General features: G+C 74.0%; 8 protein-coding genes. 4 read left to right on the top strand and 4 right to left on the bottom strand.

The window, feature by feature from the left end; translation table 11 throughout:
* Positions 1 to 115 precede the first annotated feature (115 nt).
* A complete protein-coding gene (locus ACIP8Z_RS16525; RefSeq protein ID WP_402083757.1) occupies positions 116 to 5,089 on the top strand; it encodes an NAD-glutamate dehydrogenase in 4,974 nt (1,657 codons plus the stop codon).
* Positions 5,090 to 5,173: 84 nt separating this feature from the next.
* On the opposite strand, the gene ACIP8Z_RS16520 is transcribed toward ACIP8Z_RS16525, so the two are convergent.
* The 3 genes from ACIP8Z_RS16520 to ACIP8Z_RS16510 form a co-directional block, all read right to left on the bottom strand.
* On the bottom strand, positions 5,174 to 6,478 hold the full coding sequence (locus ACIP8Z_RS16520; RefSeq protein ID WP_402083755.1) for a glycosyltransferase 87 family protein: 1,305 nt from the start codon (positions 6,476 to 6,478) through the stop codon (positions 5,174 to 5,176).
* Between the two features lie 26 nt (positions 6,479 to 6,504).
* Positions 6,505 to 7,284, bottom strand: coding sequence for an ABC transporter ATP-binding protein (locus tag ACIP8Z_RS16515; protein WP_319309722.1), 780 nt, complete (start codon positions 7,282 to 7,284; stop codon positions 6,505 to 6,507).
* Positions 7,285 to 7,366: 82 nt separating this feature from the next.
* Positions 7,367 to 8,227 (bottom strand): ABC transporter permease, encoded by an 861-nt coding sequence (locus tag ACIP8Z_RS16510; RefSeq protein ID WP_402083876.1) that lies wholly within the window; start codon positions 8,225 to 8,227, stop codon positions 7,367 to 7,369.
* A 271-nt stretch (positions 8,228 to 8,498) separates the two neighbouring features.
* On the opposite strand from ACIP8Z_RS16510, the gene ACIP8Z_RS16505 reads away from it, so the two are divergent.
* Complete coding sequence (locus ACIP8Z_RS16505; protein WP_402083753.1) at positions 8,499 to 9,107, top strand: TetR/AcrR family transcriptional regulator; 609 nt, start codon at positions 8,499 to 8,501, stop codon at positions 9,105 to 9,107.
* A 75-nt stretch (positions 9,108 to 9,182) separates the two neighbouring features.
* Here ACIP8Z_RS16505 and ACIP8Z_RS16500 read toward each other — a convergent pair whose 3' ends face one another.
* Positions 9,183 to 13,220: an FtsK/SpoIIIE domain-containing protein gene (locus tag ACIP8Z_RS16500; protein ID WP_402083752.1), complete on the bottom strand. Its 4,038-nt coding sequence runs from the start codon at positions 13,218 to 13,220 to the stop codon at positions 9,183 to 9,185.
* 525 nt (positions 13,221 to 13,745) lie between these two features.
* On the opposite strand from ACIP8Z_RS16500, the gene ACIP8Z_RS16495 reads away from it, so the two are divergent.
* Together ACIP8Z_RS16495 and ACIP8Z_RS16490 are read left to right on the top strand one after the other, a co-directional pair.
* On the top strand, positions 13,746 to 15,509 hold the full coding sequence (locus tag ACIP8Z_RS16495) for a serine/threonine-protein kinase (RefSeq protein ID WP_402083750.1): 1,764 nt from the start codon (positions 13,746 to 13,748) through the stop codon (positions 15,507 to 15,509).
* 126 nt (positions 15,510 to 15,635) lie between these two features.
* The gene (locus ACIP8Z_RS16490) at positions 15,636 to 16,874 is read left to right on the top strand and encodes a serine/threonine-protein kinase (protein ID WP_402083747.1); all 1,239 of its coding nucleotides are present in this window, start codon (positions 15,636 to 15,638) and stop codon (positions 16,872 to 16,874) included.
* Positions 16,875 to 16,879 lie beyond the last annotated feature (5 nt).

The following is a 16,879-nucleotide window of genomic DNA, read 5'->3' as shown; positions in this document are numbered from 1 at the left end:
GGCATCTCTCATTCGGGCATAACGTCGTCTTCGACCGGAATCACCGCGTCGAGGCGTCGCTGTGTCCTTTCTTCCACCGACGTCACGCAACGGCGCGCGACAGGAGTCAGAGGACATGCAGACCAAGCTGGACGAAGCCAAGGCCGAGCTGCTCGAAAGGGCCGCCCGGGTAGCTGAGCACAGCCCGGTCGGGGGGCGACTTCCGACGGGCCCGGAGGGTGCCGGGGAGCGCCCGGACCGGGACACGGTGCTCGAGTACCTCCAGCGCTACTACCTGCACACCGCGCCGGAGGACCTCGGCGACCGGGACCCGGTCGACGTGTTCGGCGCGGCGCTCTCTCACTACCGCCTCGCGGAGAACCGTCCGCAGGGCACGGCGAACGTGCGCGTCCACACCCCGACGGTCGAGGAGAACGGCTGGACGAGCAGTCACTCCGTCGTCGAGGTCGTCACCGACGACATGCCGTTCCTGGTGGACTCGGTCACCAACGAGCTCTCGCGCCAGGGCCGCGGCATCCACGTCGTGATCCACCCGCAGGTCCTCGTCCGCCGCGACCTCACCGGCAGGCTCATCGAGGTCCTGTCGGCGCAGATCCACGGCGAGCTGCCGCACGACGCGCTCACCGAGTCGTGGATCCACGTCGAGATCGACCGGGAGACCGACCGCGCCGACCTCAAGCAGATCACCGCCGATCTGCTGCGTGTCCTGTCCGACGTCCGTGAGACGGTCGAGGACTGGGAGAAGATGCGCGACACCGCTCTGCGGATCGCCGAGGGCCTCCCGGCCGAGCCCACCGCCTCCGACCTGCGTCCGACCGAGGTGGAGGAGGCCCGCGAGCTGCTGCGCTGGCTCGCCGACGACCACTTCACCTTCCTCGGCTACCGCGAGTATCAGCTGGTCAACGGTGACGCCCTGTCCGCCGTTCCCGGCACCGGCCTCGGCATCCTGCGCTCCGACCCGCAGCACGCGGGCGACGACCAGGGCCACCACGCCCACCCCGTCTCCCCGTCCTTCAGCCGGCTGCCCGAGGACGTCCGCGCCAAGGCGCGCGAGCACAAGCTGCTGATCCTGACGAAGGCCAACAGCCGCTCGACCGTGCACCGCCCCTCGTACCTCGACTACATCGGCGTGAAGAAGTTCGACGCCGACGGCAACGTCGTCGGCGAGCGCCGCTTCCTCGGCCTGTTCTCCTCGGCCGCCTACACCGAGTCCGTGCGCCGCGTTCCCGTCGTCAAGCGCAAGGTCCAGGAGGTCCTGGCGGGCGCCGGCTTCTCGCCGAACAGCCACGACGGCCGCGACCTGCTCCAGATCCTGGAGACGTACCCGCGCGACGAGCTCTTCCAGACCCCGGCCGACCAGCTCCAGTCCATCGTCACCAGCGTCCTGTACCTGCAGGAGCGGCGCCGGCTGCGCCTCTACCTGCGCCAGGACGAGTACGGCCGCTACTACTCGGCCCTCGTCTACCTGCCGCGCGACCGCTACACGACCCGTGTCCGGCTGCGGATCATCGACATCCTGAAGGAGGAGCTCGACGGCACCAGCGTCGACTTCACCGCCTGGAACACCGAGTCGATCCTGTCCCGGCTGCACTTCGTCGTCCGCGTCCAGCCCGGCACCGAGCTGGCGAAGCTCACCGACGCCGACGTCGACCGCATCGAGACCCGGCTCGTCGAGGCCGCCCGCTCCTGGTCCGACGGCTTCGCCGAGGCGCTCAACGCCGAGTGCGGCGAGGAGCGTGCCGCGGAGCTGCTCCGCCGCTACGGCAACGCCTTCCCCGAGGGCTACAAGGCCGACCACTCGCCGCGCGCGGCCGTCGCCGACCTGGTCCACCTGGAGGCCCTCGCCCGGGCCGGCGGTGGCAAGGACTTCGCGCTCTCGCTCTACGAGCCGGTCGGCGCGGGCCCCGGCGAGCGCCGCTTCAAGATCTACAAGACGGGCGACCCGATCTCCCTCTCCGCCGTGCTCCCGGTGCTCAACCGGCTCGGCGTCGAGGTGACCGACGAGCGGCCGTACGAGCTGCGCTGCGCCGACCGCACGCACGCCTGGGTCTACGACTTCGGTCTGCGGATGCCCGTCGCGACCGGCAACGGTGGCGACTACCTCGGCGACGACGCCCGCGAGCGCTTCCAGGAGGCCTTCGCCGCCACCTGGACCGGCGAGGCCGAGAACGACAACTTCAACTCGCTCGTCCTCTCCGCCGGGCTCAACTGGCGCGAGGCGATGGTGCTGCGCGCCTACGCCAAGTACCTGCGCCAGGCCGGTGCGACGTTCAGCCAGGACTACATGGAGGACACCCTCCGCAACAACGTCCACACCACCCGGCTGCTCGTCAACCTCTTCGAGGCCCGGATGGCCCCGGAGCGCCAGCGCGCCGGCACCGAGCTGATCGACGCGCTCCTGGAGGAGCTGGACGCCGCCCTCGACCAGGTCGCGAGCCTGGACGAGGACCGGATCCTGCGGTCCTTCCTGACCGTCATCAAGGCGACGCTGCGGACGAACTTCTTCCAGGTCACCGAGGACGGGAAGCCGCACTCCTACGTGTCGATGAAGTTCGACCCGCAGGCCATCCCGGACCTTCCGGCGCCCCGCCCGGCCTTCGAGATCTGGGTGTACTCCCCGCGCGTCGAGGGTGTCCACCTGCGCTTCGGCAAGGTCGCCCGAGGCGGTCTGCGCTGGTCCGACCGCCGTGAGGACTTCCGTACGGAGATCCTCGGCCTGGTCAAGGCGCAGATGGTGAAGAACACCGTCATCGTGCCGGTCGGCGCCAAGGGCGGCTTCGTCGCCAAGCAGCTCCCGGACCCGTCCGTGGACCGGGACGCCTGGCTGGCCGAGGGCATCGCCTCGTACAAGACCTTCATCTCGGCGCTGCTCGACATCACCGACAACCTGGTCGCGGGCGAGGTCGTGCCGCCGGCCGACGTGGTCCGCCACGACGAGGACGACACCTACCTGGTGGTCGCCGCCGACAAGGGCACCGCGACCTTCTCCGACATCGCCAACGGGGTCGCGGAGTCGTACGGCTTCTGGCTCGGTGACGCCTTCGCCTCCGGCGGCTCCGCCGGATACGACCACAAGGGCATGGGCATCACCGCCCGCGGCGCCTGGGAGTCCGTCAAGCGGCACTTCCGCGAGCTGGGCCACGACACCCAGACCCAGGACTTCACGGTCGTCGGCGTCGGCGACATGTCCGGCGACGTCTTCGGCAACGGCATGCTGCTCAGCGAGCACATCAGGCTCGTCGCCGCGTTCGACCACCGGCACATCTTCATCGACCCGAACCCGGACGCGGCCGTCTCGTACGCCGAGCGCCGTCGGCTCTTCGAGCTGCCCCGCTCGTCCTGGGCCGACTACGACACCTCGCTGCTCTCCGCGGGCGGTGGCATCCATCCCCGCAGCGCCAAGTCGATCCCGGTCAACGCGCAGGTCAGGGCCGCCCTCGGCATCGAGGACGGCATCACCAAGATGACCCCGGCCGAGCTGATGAAGGCCGTGCTCCACGCGCCGGTCGACCTGCTGTGGAACGGCGGCATCGGGACGTACGTCAAGTCCTCGGCCGAGTCGAACGCAGACGTCGGCGACAAGGCCAACGACGCCATCCGCGTCGACGGCCAGGACGTCCGCGCCCAGGTCATCGGCGAGGGCGGCAACCTCGGCGCGACCCAGCTGGGCCGTATCGAGTTCGCCCGCACCGGCGGCCCCGAGGGCCAGGGCGGCAAGGTCAACACCGACGCCATCGACAACAGCGCCGGCGTCGACACCTCCGACCACGAGGTCAACATCAAGATCCTGCTCAACGGGCTCGTCGCCGAGGGCGACATGACCGTCAAGCAGCGCAACAAGATCCTCGCGGAGATGACCGACGAGGTCGGCAAGCTCGTCCTGCGCAACAACTACGCGCAGAACACCGCCCTCGCCAACGCCGTCGCCCAGTCGCCGTCCCTGCTCCACGCCCACCAGCGCTTCATGCGCCGGCTGGGCCGCGACGGGGCCCTCGACCGGTCCCTGGAGTTCCTGCCCAACGACCGGCAGATCCGCGACCTGCTCAACAACGGCCGCGGTCTGAGCCAGCCGGAGCTCGCCGTCCTCCTCGCGTACACCAAGATCACAGTGGCCGACGAGCTCATCGGTACGGAGCTGCCGGACGACCCGTACCTGCGCGGGCTGCTCCACGCGTACTTCCCGACGCTGCTGCGCGAGAAGTTCACCGAGGCCGTCGACAACCACCCCCTGCGCCGCGAGATCATCACCACCGTCCTGGTCAACGACACCGTCAACGCCGGTGGCTCGACCTTCCTGCACCGCCTCCGCGAGGAGACGGGCGCGTCGATCGAGGAGATCGTCCGGGCGCAGACCGCGGCCCGGGTCGTCTTCCGCCTCGGCCAGGTCTGGGACGCCGTCGAGGCCCTCGACAACCAGGTGCCGGCCGACGTCCAGACCCGGATGCGGCTGCACTCCCGCCGGCTCGTCGAGCGCGGCACGCGCTGGCTGCTCAACAACCGGCCGCAGCCGCTCCAGCTCACCGAGACCATCGAGTTCTTCGCCGAGCGCGTCGAGCAGGTCTGGGCGCAGCTGCCGAACCTGCTGCGCGGCGCGGACCTGGAGTGGTACCAGTCGATCGTGGAGGAGCTGACCGAGGTCGGCGTGCCGGAGGAGCTCGCGCTGCAGGTGGCCGGCTTCTCCTCCGCCTTCCCGATCCTCGACATCGTGGGGATCGCGGACCGGACGGGCAAGGAACCGCTGGCGGTGGCCGAGGTCTACTACGACCTGGCCGACCGGCTGCGGATCACCGACCTGATGGACCGGATCATCGAGCTGCCGCGCGACGACCGGTGGCAGTCGATGGCCCGTGCGTCGATCCGTGAGGACCTGTTCGCGGCGCACGCGGCGCTGACCGCGGACGTCCTGGCGGCCGGGAACGGCACGTCGAGCCCGGAGCAGCGGTTCAAGGACTGGGAGGAGAAGAACGCGGCGATCCTGGGCCGCGCGCGGACGACCCTGGAGGAGATCCAGGGCTCGGACACCTTCGACCTGGCGAACCTGTCGGTGGCGATGCGGACGATGCGCACGCTGCTGCGTACGCACAGCTAGTCGCCGAGGCGATGACGTGAGAAGGGCCCCACCGGTCGTCCGGTGGGGCCCTTCTCCCGTGCGTGCCACGCGGCTTCCCGAGGTCTACGCGGCGTCCTCGGGCGGTCCGGTGACCGTCGACGTCCACAGGCGGCGGGCGGCGAGCAGGGCCGCGGCGAGCAGCAGACCGTTGCGGAGGACCATGACGGTCAGCCCCTGGGGGGTGCCGGCGACGACGTGGTCGTACAGGACGGGGTACGCGAGGGAGCTGAGGGCGGCGGCCGGGAGCAGCAGCAGTGCCACGGGGCGCATCACGGTGTCGCGCGAGGTCAGACAGACGGCGGCGAGGCCGAGCAGCCAGATCATGTACTGGGGGCTGATCACCCGGCTGGTGACGGTGAACAGCAGGACGGCGGTGAGGGCCGCGTCGAGCGGGGTGGCGGCGGTCCAGCGGTGGGCCCGTACGCGCCACAGCAGCAGCCAGCCGAAGGCGATGACGGTGAGCAGCAGGGCGAGGTGGCCGAGGCTGGAGACGTACGGGCCGACGTACTCGAAGGCCCCGTAGCGGAACTCGACCCTGCCCGGCCAGCTGCCGCCGGCCTCGGCCAGCGCGAGGGCCGTGCCGCCGAGCGACTCGATCTGGATGCCGCGGCTGCCCTGCTGGCGCAGGAAGCCGAGGGAGTCGGAGAAGAACAGCGCGAGCGTCGCGAGGAGGGCGAGGGCCGCGACGACCGCGGCGGTCCACGCCTCGCGGGTGGTACGGCCCCGGGGGGTGCCGATCAGGGCGAGCGCGGGCCAGACCTTGACCATCGCGCCGATGCCCGCGAGCGCCCCGCCGAGCTGGTGGGCGGCGGTCGAGCGGGCGGTGAGCGCGAGCAGCGCGAGCACGGCGAGGGCGGTGGTCTGGACGTCGTACCGCGCGAGCGGCAGGTGCAGGAGCAGCGGCAGCCCGCAGACCCAGATCCAGGTGCCGTGGGTGAGCCGGGCGCTGTCGGCGCGGGCGAGTGCGGCGGTGACGACCGCGTCGGCCAGGAGGGTGAGCGCGACGAACGCCTGGACGTAGGCCAGCCAGGGGAGGACGCCCGGCGACATGATCACGAGCCCCGCGCCGGGCGGGTACTGCCAGGTGACGTCGCCGGGCGGGAAGGTCCCCTGGGCGAACTGCTCGTACCAGTGCTGGTAGAGGTCCACTTCGCGGCGGACGCCGCCGATGCCGAGGGTGTCGCGGAGGAGCAGCAGCAGCATGCCGACGCGGGTGATCAGCCAGACGGCGGCGACGGCGAGGTAGGGGCCGCGGCCGACCGTGACGAAGGTGGCGGAGGTGAAGGTGTCCGAGTCGAAGGGGGACCCGGTGAGCCTGGGGGGCTCGGCTCGGGGCCCTGGTGGCGGCTGCGGGTGATCGTTCGTCATCCCTCCGCACTGTAGCCCTTAATGTCTTATTTGCCCTTTTCTTTGGCCCCTGTTCCGGCTCCTGTCGCGGTGAACTCCTCGTACGCCGCCACCACCTCCTTCGCCGGGCCGTCCATCCGCAGCGTGCCCGCCTCCAGCCACAGGGCCCGCTCGCAGGTCTCCGTGATCGTCGAGTTCGAGTGGCTGACCAGGAAGACCGTCCCGGCCTCCGCCCGCAGTTCGTCGATCCGCCGTTGGCTCCGGCGGCGGAAGCGCGCGTCGCCGGTGGACAGGGCCTCGTCGATGAGCAGGACGTCATGGCTCTTCGCGGCGGCGATGGAGAAGCGCAGCCGCGCCCCCATGCCGGAGGAGTACGTCCCCATGGGGCGGGAGATCGCGTCGTCCTTCTCGTTGATGCCGGAGAAGTCCACGATCTCGTCGTAGCGCTCGCGGACCTCCGTGCGGCTCATGCCCATCGCGAGACCGCCCAGGATCACGTTCCGCTCGCCCGTGAGGTCGTTCATGAGGGCCGCGTTGACGCCGAGGAGCGAGGGCTGCCCATCGGTGTACACCTGGCCCCGCTCGACGGGCTGGAGGCCCGCGATGGCCTTCAGGAGGGTGGATTTCCCAGATCCGTTCGAACCGATCAGGCCAATTGCCTCGCCCCGGTACGCGACGAAGCTGACGCCCTTCACGGCGTGGACCCGGCGTCCGGCCGGCCGCTTCCCGCCACGCCGGAGCATGCGGCTGAGCGCGGCCGTCGCGGCACCCCGGCCGCCGCTGCCGCCGCCGTTGACCGTGTAGGTGATGTGGACTCCGTCGACCACGACGGTCGGGGAGGGTGCGGTCGTGGGGGGCGGGGTGGGGGTGTCGAGGGGCGTGAGGGTGGGGGTGGGGGTGCTCTGCGGGTCAGCCACGGCCGTACGTCTCCTCCGCCTTCCAGAACCAGATGAAACCGCCCCCGAAGGCCAGCAGGGCCCAGCCGGCGGCGAGTGCCCAGACGTGCGGCGGCAGCTGCGCCGAGGTGTAGCTCTCGATGAGCGCGAAGCGCATCAGGTCGATGTAGACCGCCGCCGGGTTGCACTGGAGGGCGAGCACCACGCCGTCGGGGAAGCGTCCGCTCGCCGCCAGGTTCTGGATCGACCACATCGCGCCCGAGGCGTACATCCAGGTGCGGAGCACGAACGGCATCAGCTGGGAGATGTCAGGGGTGCGGGCCGCGAGCCGGGCGAGGACGAGCGCCACGCCCGTGTTGAACAGCGCCTGGCAGAGCAGCGCGGGGACGGCGAGGAGCCAGCTCCAGGTGGGGAACTCGCCGAGCGCGAACAGGATCATGGCCAGTGCGGCGAGCGAGAGCAGCAGTTGCTGGAGCTGCTGGAGCGACAGCGAGATCGGCAGGCTCGCGCGGGGGAAGTGCAGGGCGCGGACGAGGCCCAGGTTGCCGCTGATCGCCCGGGTGCCGGCCAGGATCGTGTTCGAGGTGAACGTCCACACGAAGATGCCGGTGATCAGGAAGGGCACGTAGTCGGCGACGCCCTCCTTGGCGTCCATGAGGACGCCGAAGATCAGGTAGTAGACGGCGGCGTTGAGCAGCGGCGTCATCACCTGCCAGACCTGGCCGAGGCGCGCCTGGCTGTACTGGGCGGTCAGCCGGGCGGTCGCGAAGGCGGTGATGAAGTCGCGGCGGGACCAGATCTGCCGGGCGTAGGCGGGCAGCGAGGGACGGGCGCCGCTGACGGTGAGGCCGTGGCGGCGGGCGAGTTCGCGCAGGTCCTCGGTGGAGGCCGCGTGGGGTGAGGCCCTCTGGGTCTCGGGGGGTGAGGCCTCCTGGGTCTCGCGGGGTGAGGCCTCCCCGGGAGGGGGCTTCTGCAGGGGCGGGGGAAGCGTCTGGGTGGTCACGGGTGGGCGCTTTCGACGAAGGGTGCGGGCATCCTCGGCGATGGAACGGGTCCGTATCGTCGCTACGGGGAGACTAGGATGATCCCACGTCGGAACGCAACCGTATCGTCGTGACGCCCTCGGGGCGTCGCCGTTGGTTAGGATGCCGTTCATGACCGATCCGACCCCCCGCCGCGCCCCCGCCGGAGCGGCCGTACTGCGCGAGGACGTGACCGAGGCCATCCGCGCCGCCGTCTTCGAGGAGCTCGCGGCCGTCGGCTTCGCCCGGATGTCCATCGAGGGCATCGCGCGCCGCGCGGGAGTCGGCAAGACCGCCGTCTACCGGCGCTGGAAGTCCAAGCTCGCCCTCGTCCTCGACCTCGTCGGTGCCTTCGCCGCCCAGGGTCTGCCGGCGCCGAACACCGGCTCCCTGCACGGGGACGTGCGCGCGCTCCTCCAGGTGGCCTCGCACGCGCTGCGCCACCCCGTCGCCTCGCAGGTCATCCCGGACCTGCTCGTCGAGGCGGCCCGGCAGCCCGAGATCGCCGAGGCCGTCACGGCCGCGCTGCTCGACGGCCAGCGCGGCGTCATGGCCCAGATCGTCCGCGAGGCCGTCGCCCGCGGCGAACTCCCCGAGGGTGCCGACCCGGGCCGCGCCCTCGACCTGGTCGTCGGGCCGCTCTACTGGCGCGTCGTCGTGGTCCGTACGCCGCTGCCCCCGGGGTACGTGGACGATCTGGCGCGGTCGACGGTCGCGGCGCTCAAGGCCTGAGCGGGCGGAGCCCCGTCGGCGCGATCATCGTCGGCCGGGTCAAGGGGGGCCTTGTGTCGCCCTCGTGACGTGGTGTCAGCTGTGGGTCGCGGGGGTCAGCGGGGGCACGGGCGTCGCCTCCACCGAGCGGGCGGCACGGTCGAGGGCGCTGGCGAGCAGGGCCAGGTCCGTCGGTCCGTTGCCCAGCTCGCGGACCGGACGGCGGGTCGGCGGATCGCCCATCCGCTCCCACTCCAGTGGCACGACGGTGGGGCGGAGCGTCGCCGTCCGGGGGATCCGGCCGGTGACACGGCCCGCCTGGAAGGGCGTCACCCGGCCGTCCGGATGGCCGAGGCGCCCGCGCCCGGCGGCCGGTACGTCCGGACCCGCGGTCACCGGGGGCGCGTCGAGCACGATCCGCAGCCGGGCCCCGTGGGCCAGCTCCGTGTCGGCGGTCCGGTCGGGACGCGCGGAGGTCGCGACGAGGTGCACACCGAGCCGCTCGCCGTGCCGCGCGACGGCCTCCAGGGCCCGCACGACGGAACCGGCGGCGGGCCGCCCGGAGGCGCCGAGCGCCGGGGCGACGAGGGCGTCGAAGTCGTCGACGAGAACGATGAGCCGGGGGAGGTGGGCGGGACTGCCCGGGGCTCGGCCGGACCCCTGCTCACCGACGGCGGGCCGGGGGATCCGCCCGGCGGTCTCCTCGCCGGAGGGGCGGGGCACGCGGCCGCCGGAGCGGTCGGCGAGGTCGCCGTCGCCGGGCCGGGACACGCGACCGCTCGGGTATCCGCCGAGGTCACCTTCCCCGGGCCGGGGGACGCGTCCGCCGGCCCGGCCGGCGATGTCCTCCGCCCCGGTGCGGGACACGCGCCCGCTCGGGCGGTCCGTGAGGTCGCCGTCGCCGGTGCGGAGGGTGCGGCCGCCGGAGCGGTCGGCGCCGTCCCGGCGCGGCAGCCGCCCGCTGGGCGTATCGGTCAGGAAGGCGTCGGCGGCGGCCCGCGTCCGGGCACCGGACCGCTCGTCGAGCGAACCGTCGCCGGGGCGGGGCACCCGTCCGCTGCCGTGGCCGCCGAGGTCCTCGGCCCCGCCGCGTGACACCCGTCCGCTGCCGTGGCCGCCCAGGTCCTCGGCCCCGGTGCGGGACACGCGGCCGCTGGGGTGGTCGGTGAGGTCGTCGTCGCCCGTGCGCAGGGTGCGGCTGCTGGGACGCCCGGCCGGGTCCTCGGACCCGGGGTACGCCATCCGGCCGCCGGCCCGGCCGCCGAGGTCCTCGGCACCGGGGTACGCGCTCCGCCCGCTGGGCCGGCTGTCGAGGTCTCCCGGGTACGCGCTCCGCCCGCTCGGCCGACCGTCGAGGTCTCCCGTGTACGTGATCCGGCCGCTCGGGCGGCCGCCGAGGTCGTCCGAGGGGGGGTACGGGCCGTCCGCGCGGCCGCTTCGTGTGCTCGGCAGCGAGCCGATCGTGCCGTCGCCCGTGCGCAGGGTGCGGCCGCTCGGGCGGTCCGTGAGGTCGCCGGAGTCCTGGAGCCGGACGGTCGCGCGGGCGCCCTGGGGCACGGACTCCGCCGCGCTCGGGGCACGCTGGCCGATCAGCCGGTCGGCGGCGGTCGCCGCGGTCGCCGCGCGCGGCCCCCGGCGGTCGGCGAAGTGGCCGTCGCCGAGCAGCTCCGCCCGGCGCTTCAGCTCCGCGCCCAGGGCCTGCGCGAACTCCCGCATCCGCACCGGGTCGGAGGCGACCAGATGCTCCGTCACGTGCGGCAGCTCCGTACAGACCGCGAGCCCTTCGCCGCGGTCGCCGCCCGCCCCGTCGACCAGGAGCAGGCCGAGCCGGTCGGGGCGGCCGCCGGCCGCGAGCGAGGCGGCGATCGAACGGAGCAGCTCCGTCCGCCCGCTTCCCGCGGGTCCCTCGATCAGCAGGTGCGGGCCCTCACGGGTGAGGTCCACGGCCAGCGGGCCGCGCGGCCCCGCGCCCAGGACGGCGGTGCCGTCCCCGGCGGAGGCCCAGCGGGCCATCAGGGAGGCGGGGGTGGCGCGGGCGAGCCCGAGTTCGTCGAGCAGGCGGGCCGACGGGGGCAGCGCGGCGGCACGCGCGCCGGGCGCCGCCGCCGTGTCCGAACGCAAGGGGGCGAGCGCGCGCCCGAACCGCTCGGCCCAGGCGACGGAGACCGCGTCGACCACGCCGACCGTGCCGTGGCCCGCGACCCGTCCGCCGGAGGTCCTGAGCAGCCGCAGGGCCGTCGCCACGTCGCCGCTGAGGAGCGCGGCGGCCCCGCACTCGCGGAACGCGAGGGACGCGGCGCACGCCGTCTCGTAGGTGGCGGCCACCGGGGAGACCGGGGAGGCCGAGGGCGCCTCGGCGAGGCACAGGAGATGGATCCCGGCCGCCGCTCCGGCTCCGGCCAGCCGCGCGACGGTCTCGCGCAGGGCCGCCGACCCGGGGTCGCCGTCGACGATCACGACCGTCGTCGGCCCCTCGTGGCGGGCCGCGGCGTCGGCGACGGACGCGCGGTCGGCGCTGGGCCAGCCGGGGCCGAGGGGGCCGTCGTCGAGCCGCCGGGTCAGCTCCGCCGTACGGGCCTGGGCCTGCTCGCGGTCGTACGCCAGGAGCAGCCGGCAGTCCTGGCCGTGGGCCGGCCGGACGTGCGGGAGCCAGCCGAGCCAGCCCCAGGACCGGCGCCGCTCGTCCAGCGAGCGGTTCCGGTCGGCGCTGATCAGCACGATCTCCAGGTCGGAGGGGGAGTGCAGGGCGGCGAGCTGCGCGACGACCGAGCGGGCGAGACCGGCGAGCCGGTCGGCTGGGCCGGCGAGGCCCAGCGACCCGGCCTCCCGCAGTCCCACGGTGACCGGGACGCCGGAGAGGTCGGCGCGGTCCGTGGTGCCGAGCCGGACCACCAGGGATTCGGGATGGTCCTGGCCGCGCTCCCAGAGCCGGGGTCCGGGACCGAGGGCGGTGAGCAGGACGGTGGCCGGGTCGGGCCAGGTGTCGGCCAGCGGCACGGGCGCGGGGGAGCCGTCCCGGGCTCCGGAGCCGAGCCGGGCGCCCGCGTGGGTGTCCGGGGCCGTACGGGGGTCGGCGGCTGGCGCCGGGAGTTCCTCGCGTCCGCCGGCCAGGCGCCGGGCCCAGGCGCCGAGGCCCCGCTTGCCACCGCCCCCCGCGCGCGGAGGGCCGGCCTGGGCGGGGGGAGTGTCGCCGGGGGACGGTCGGGTCCTGCTGTGCGCCTCGCCGCCGTCGGACCCGTCGTGGCCGCCGAGGTGGTCGCCCGCGCGGGCGTGGCCCGCGCCGGGTGAGTCCGCACCGCGGTCGCGGGCACCGCCCGGACCGTACGGGTCGTCGTACGCGCTCTCGGTGGGCCCGCCGAGCGGGACGCCGCGCGCCCCGCCGTGGGTGGTGTCGTCCAGCGCGCCGTCGGCCGCCGAGCGGGGCACGCCCGCGTGGGCGGGCCGGTCGTCCGTCGCCGGAGCCCGTCCGTCGGCTCCGGGCGGTGCCACGCGCAGGTGGCCCTCGCCGTCCGGGGCCGTCGCCCTCGTCTCCGTACCGCCGAGGTCGTCGCCGGGACCGGTCAGCCGGAGGGCGGACTCGCCGAGGCGCAGCAGCGCGCCCGGCCGGAAGGCGACCGGGCGGTCGCCGACCGGCGTGCCGTCGAGGGTCGTGCCGTTCGTCGAGCCCCGGTCCGCGACCGTGACCCGGCCGTCCTCGCCGACGGTCACCGTGCAGTGCGCGCGGGAGACGTCCGGGTCGTCGAGCGGTACGTCGGCGTCCACGGAACGGCCGATTCTGATCGCTCCGCCGTGCAGCAGGTGCACTCCGCCCGCGTCGGGGCCCGCCACCACGTGCAGCCGGGCCGCGGCGGCCTCGCCGACGCGGTCGTCGGGGCCGGGGACCTGGAGGGAGAGGACCGCGCCGTCGACCAGCGGGGGCTCGCCGAGCACGCACCGGCGGCCGTCGAGCCGCTCCGCGCCCGCGTAGAGCACGGTGGTGCCCGAGGCGGAGGTGTCGGGGCCGGTGACGGCGGCGGCGAGATTCGAGGCCACGGCGGCCAGGGCCGTCCCGGCGGGGGCCGTGACGAGCACGTCGCAGGTACGTCCGGCGCCATGGCCGGCGTACGGCGCGAGGACGGTCAGCCGGATCTGCATCGCCGTCAGCGGTCCCTTCTGCGTGATGCCCGGCAGGGGAACCGCCCTGTGACTCCCCCCACCCGGCACGGACGCGTCGCCCGGTACAGGTCGGCACGGCGCGGGGGCTCCCGACCCCACCGATGCGACGTGCTGGAGGCATCCTCGCACCTGCCACCGACAACCCGCCCCCGGGTCGGCCGGAAGTGATCTTGAATGGTCGGCTGTGGACGCAAAAGTGCCTGGTTGAGCATGCCTTCGGAACATGCCCCGCAACCGTCCCGCCTCCTGAAGCGTCTTCTTTCGGACAGACCGGACCCACCCGGGCCCGCCCGGCGACGGCACGCGTCGACACCGGCGACGGCACGGCACCGGCCCGCCCCCGGCGGGCCTCGGGAATCGGAATCGGCCTGTGGACGACCGGTCGGTACCCCGTTCGGCGGCACTAAAGTGGGTCGGACACCCGGACGGGTCACAACAGAGAACAGGGACCCAGGGAGCATCACCGGATCACCCCAGGACCACGATCAGCAGGGAGCGCGTGACGTGCGGCCTATCGGCAGCAAGTACCTGCTCGAGGAGCCGCTCGGCCGCGGCGCCACGGGCACCGTCTGGCGAGCCCGCCAGAGGGAGACGGCGGGCGCCGAGGCGGCCGTGCCCGGCCAGCCCGGCGAGACCGTCGCGATCAAGGTCCTCAAGGAGGAGCTGGCCAACGACGCGGACATCGTGATGCGCTTCCTGCGCGAGCGGTCCGTGCTGCTCCGGCTCACCCACCCCAACATCGTGCGCACCCGCGACCTGGTCGTCGAGGGCGATGTCCTCGCGCTCGTCATGGACCTCGTCGAGGGCCCCGACCTGCACCGGTACATCCGCGACAGCGGCCCGCTCACCCCGGTCGCCGCCGCCCTCCTGACCGCCCAGATCGCCGACGCGCTCGCCGCCAGCCACGCCGACGGCGTCGTCCACCGCGACCTGAAGCCGGCCAACGTCCTGCTCGCCGAGCAGGGCGGCCAGATGCACCCGATGCTCACCGACTTCGGCATCGCGCGCCTCGCGGACTCCCCGGGGCTGACCCGCACCCACGAATTCGTCGGCACGCCCGCGTACGTGGCGCCGGAGTCCGCCGAGGGCCGCCCGCAGACCTCCGCCGTCGACATCTACGGCGCCGGCATCCTGCTCTACGAGCTGGTCACCGGCCGGCCGCCGTTCGCGGGCGGCACCGCCCTCGAGGTCCTCCACCGGCACCTCAGCGAGGAGCCCCGCAGGCCCTCGACCGTGCCCGGGCCCCTGTGGACGGTCATAGAGCGCTGCCTCAGCAAGGACCCGGACCGGCGGCCGAGCGCGGTGAACCTCGCGCGCGGTCTGCGCGCGGTCGCCGCCGGCATCGGCGTGCACTCCACGCCCGCCCAGATCGAGGCGGCCGAGGGCGTCGGCGCGCTCCTCGCCCCGGACCCGGCGCCCGCGCCCGTCCCGGAGACCCCCGAGGCGGGTGCCGCCGACCCCACCCAGGTGCTGCCCAGCGGTGCCGGGATGCCGCCGCGGTACGACCCCGCCGGCGCGACCAGCGTCATGCCGACCAGCGGCTCGGCGGGCGCCGCCGACCCGACGGCCGTCATGCCCCCCGTACCGCCGCAGCCGCCGCAGGGCGCGCAGTCCGAGGAGCCGCACCCCTGGCAGAGCCAGCTCCGCGCGGCCCGCGACCGCAACGAGCAGACGCAGGTGCAGTACCTGGACCCGAGCCAGGACCCGCTGCGCCGCCGCCCGCAGCGCCAGCAGCCCCCGCAGGACCAGCGACCCGGCCAGTACGGGCAGCAGGGCCAGCAGGGCCAGTACGGGCAGCAGCCGCCGCAGCCGTACCAGCAGCAGCGTCCCGCGCAGCAGCGGCCGCAGCAGCCGTACCCGCCGCAGCACCAGCAGCAGCAGCACCAGCAGCACCAGCCGCAGCAGTACGCGCCGCCGCCCGCCCCGCAGCAGTACGCGCAGCCCCAGCAGCAGTACACCCCGCCGCAGCCGCCGCCCCAGGCCCCGGCGCCTGCCCCGCGCGAGCCGCGGCCGCCGCGTCAGCGCAGCGCCAACCCGGTGCGGATCCCCGGCCTCGGCTGCCTCAAGGGCTGCCTGGTCATGATCGTGCTGTTCGTGGTCGCGGGCTGGCTCGTCTGGGAGCTGACCCCGCTCCAGGACTGGATCGCCGAGGGCAAGGGCTACTGGGAGGCCATCGGCGACGGCATCGCGAAGGTGACCGACTGGTTCTCCAAGATCGGCGAGGCGAGCGACTCCACCGGCGCTACCGGCGGTAAGACCGGGCAGTGACGGCCCGGGACCACGTAATACTGCCGATTTATCGACTTCCGAGGGGTGATTTCCCCTCGGAAGTGACGTCCGGCGGCTGCGGACGCGTAACTTTGCACGCGAACCGCAGCCGCTGAGGGAGCAGTCTTGGCACGGAACATCGGCAGCCGCTACACCACCCACCAGATCCTGGGACGGGGCAGTGCAGGAACGGTGTGGCTCGGCGAGGGGCCCGAGGGTCCCGTCGCCGTCAAACTGCTGCGCGAGGACCTGGCCTCCGACCAGGAGCTCGTCGGCCGCTTCGTCCAGGAGCGGACCGCCCTGCTCGGCCTCGACCACCCCCGCGTGGTCAAGGTCCGCGACCTCGTCGTCGACGGCAACGACCTGGCCCTCGTCATGGACCTCGTCCGCGGCACCGACCTGCGCACCCGCCTCGACCGGGAACGCAGGCTCGCCCCCGAGGCCGCCGTCGCGATCGTCGCCGACGTCGCCGACGCCCTCGCGGCCGCGCACGCCGCCGGGATCGTCCACCGGGACGTCAAGCCGGAGAACATCCTGCTCGACATGGAGGGACCGCTCGGACCCGGCGGCGCGCACCCCGCCCTGCTCACCGACTTCGGCGTCGCCAAGCTGATCGACACGCCGGGCCGCACCAAGGCCACCCGGATCATCGGCACCCCCGACTACCTCGCCCCCGAGATCGTCGAGGGCCTCCCGCCGCGCGCCGCCGTCGACATCTACGCCCTCGCGACGGTCCTGTACGAGCTGCTCGCCGGCTTCACCCCGTTCGGCGGCGGCCACCCCGGCGCCGTGCTGCGCCGCCACGTCACCGAGACCGTCGTCCCGCTGCCCGGCATCCCCGAGGAGCTGTGGCAGCTGATCGTGCAGTGCCTGGCCAAGGCCCCGGCCTCCCGGCTGCGCGCCTCCGAGCTCGCCACCCGCCTCAAGGACGTCCTGCCGCTGCTCAAGGGCATCCCGCCGCTCGACGTGGACGAGCCGGACGCGGAGCCGGCGCCGGAGACGTACGAGGAGGACACGTACGCCACCGGCACGGGCGCGGGGGAGCCCGGTCCGCGCCGGGCCGCCGTCCCGCTCGTCCCCGGCGCCTCGCCCGACTCCAACCGCGACACCCACACCTCCATGCGCGTCCCGGCCCCCGACGAGCTCTCCGGCGGCCCCCTGGGCACGGCCCGCGCCCCGCGCCCCGCGGGGGCCCGCAGACCCGGCTCGGCCCGCCACAAGGCCGAGACGGTCCGCAAGCGCCGGATCACCCTCACCATCGCCGCGGTGGTGGTCGCGGGCGCCCTCGGCGCGGGCGGCTACCTGGCGGCCTCCGGGGACGCCGACACCCCGCCGCAGGACTCCAAGCAGTCCTCCCTGCCGTAACAGCG

The organism is Streptomyces sp. NPDC088553, assembly GCF_044752965.1.
In the GTDB taxonomy this organism is placed as follows: domain Bacteria; phylum Actinomycetota; class Actinomycetes; order Streptomycetales; family Streptomycetaceae; genus Streptomyces.
Note: the sequence above shows the minus strand (reverse complement) of the source record. Positions and strands in the feature narration are given on the sequence as shown.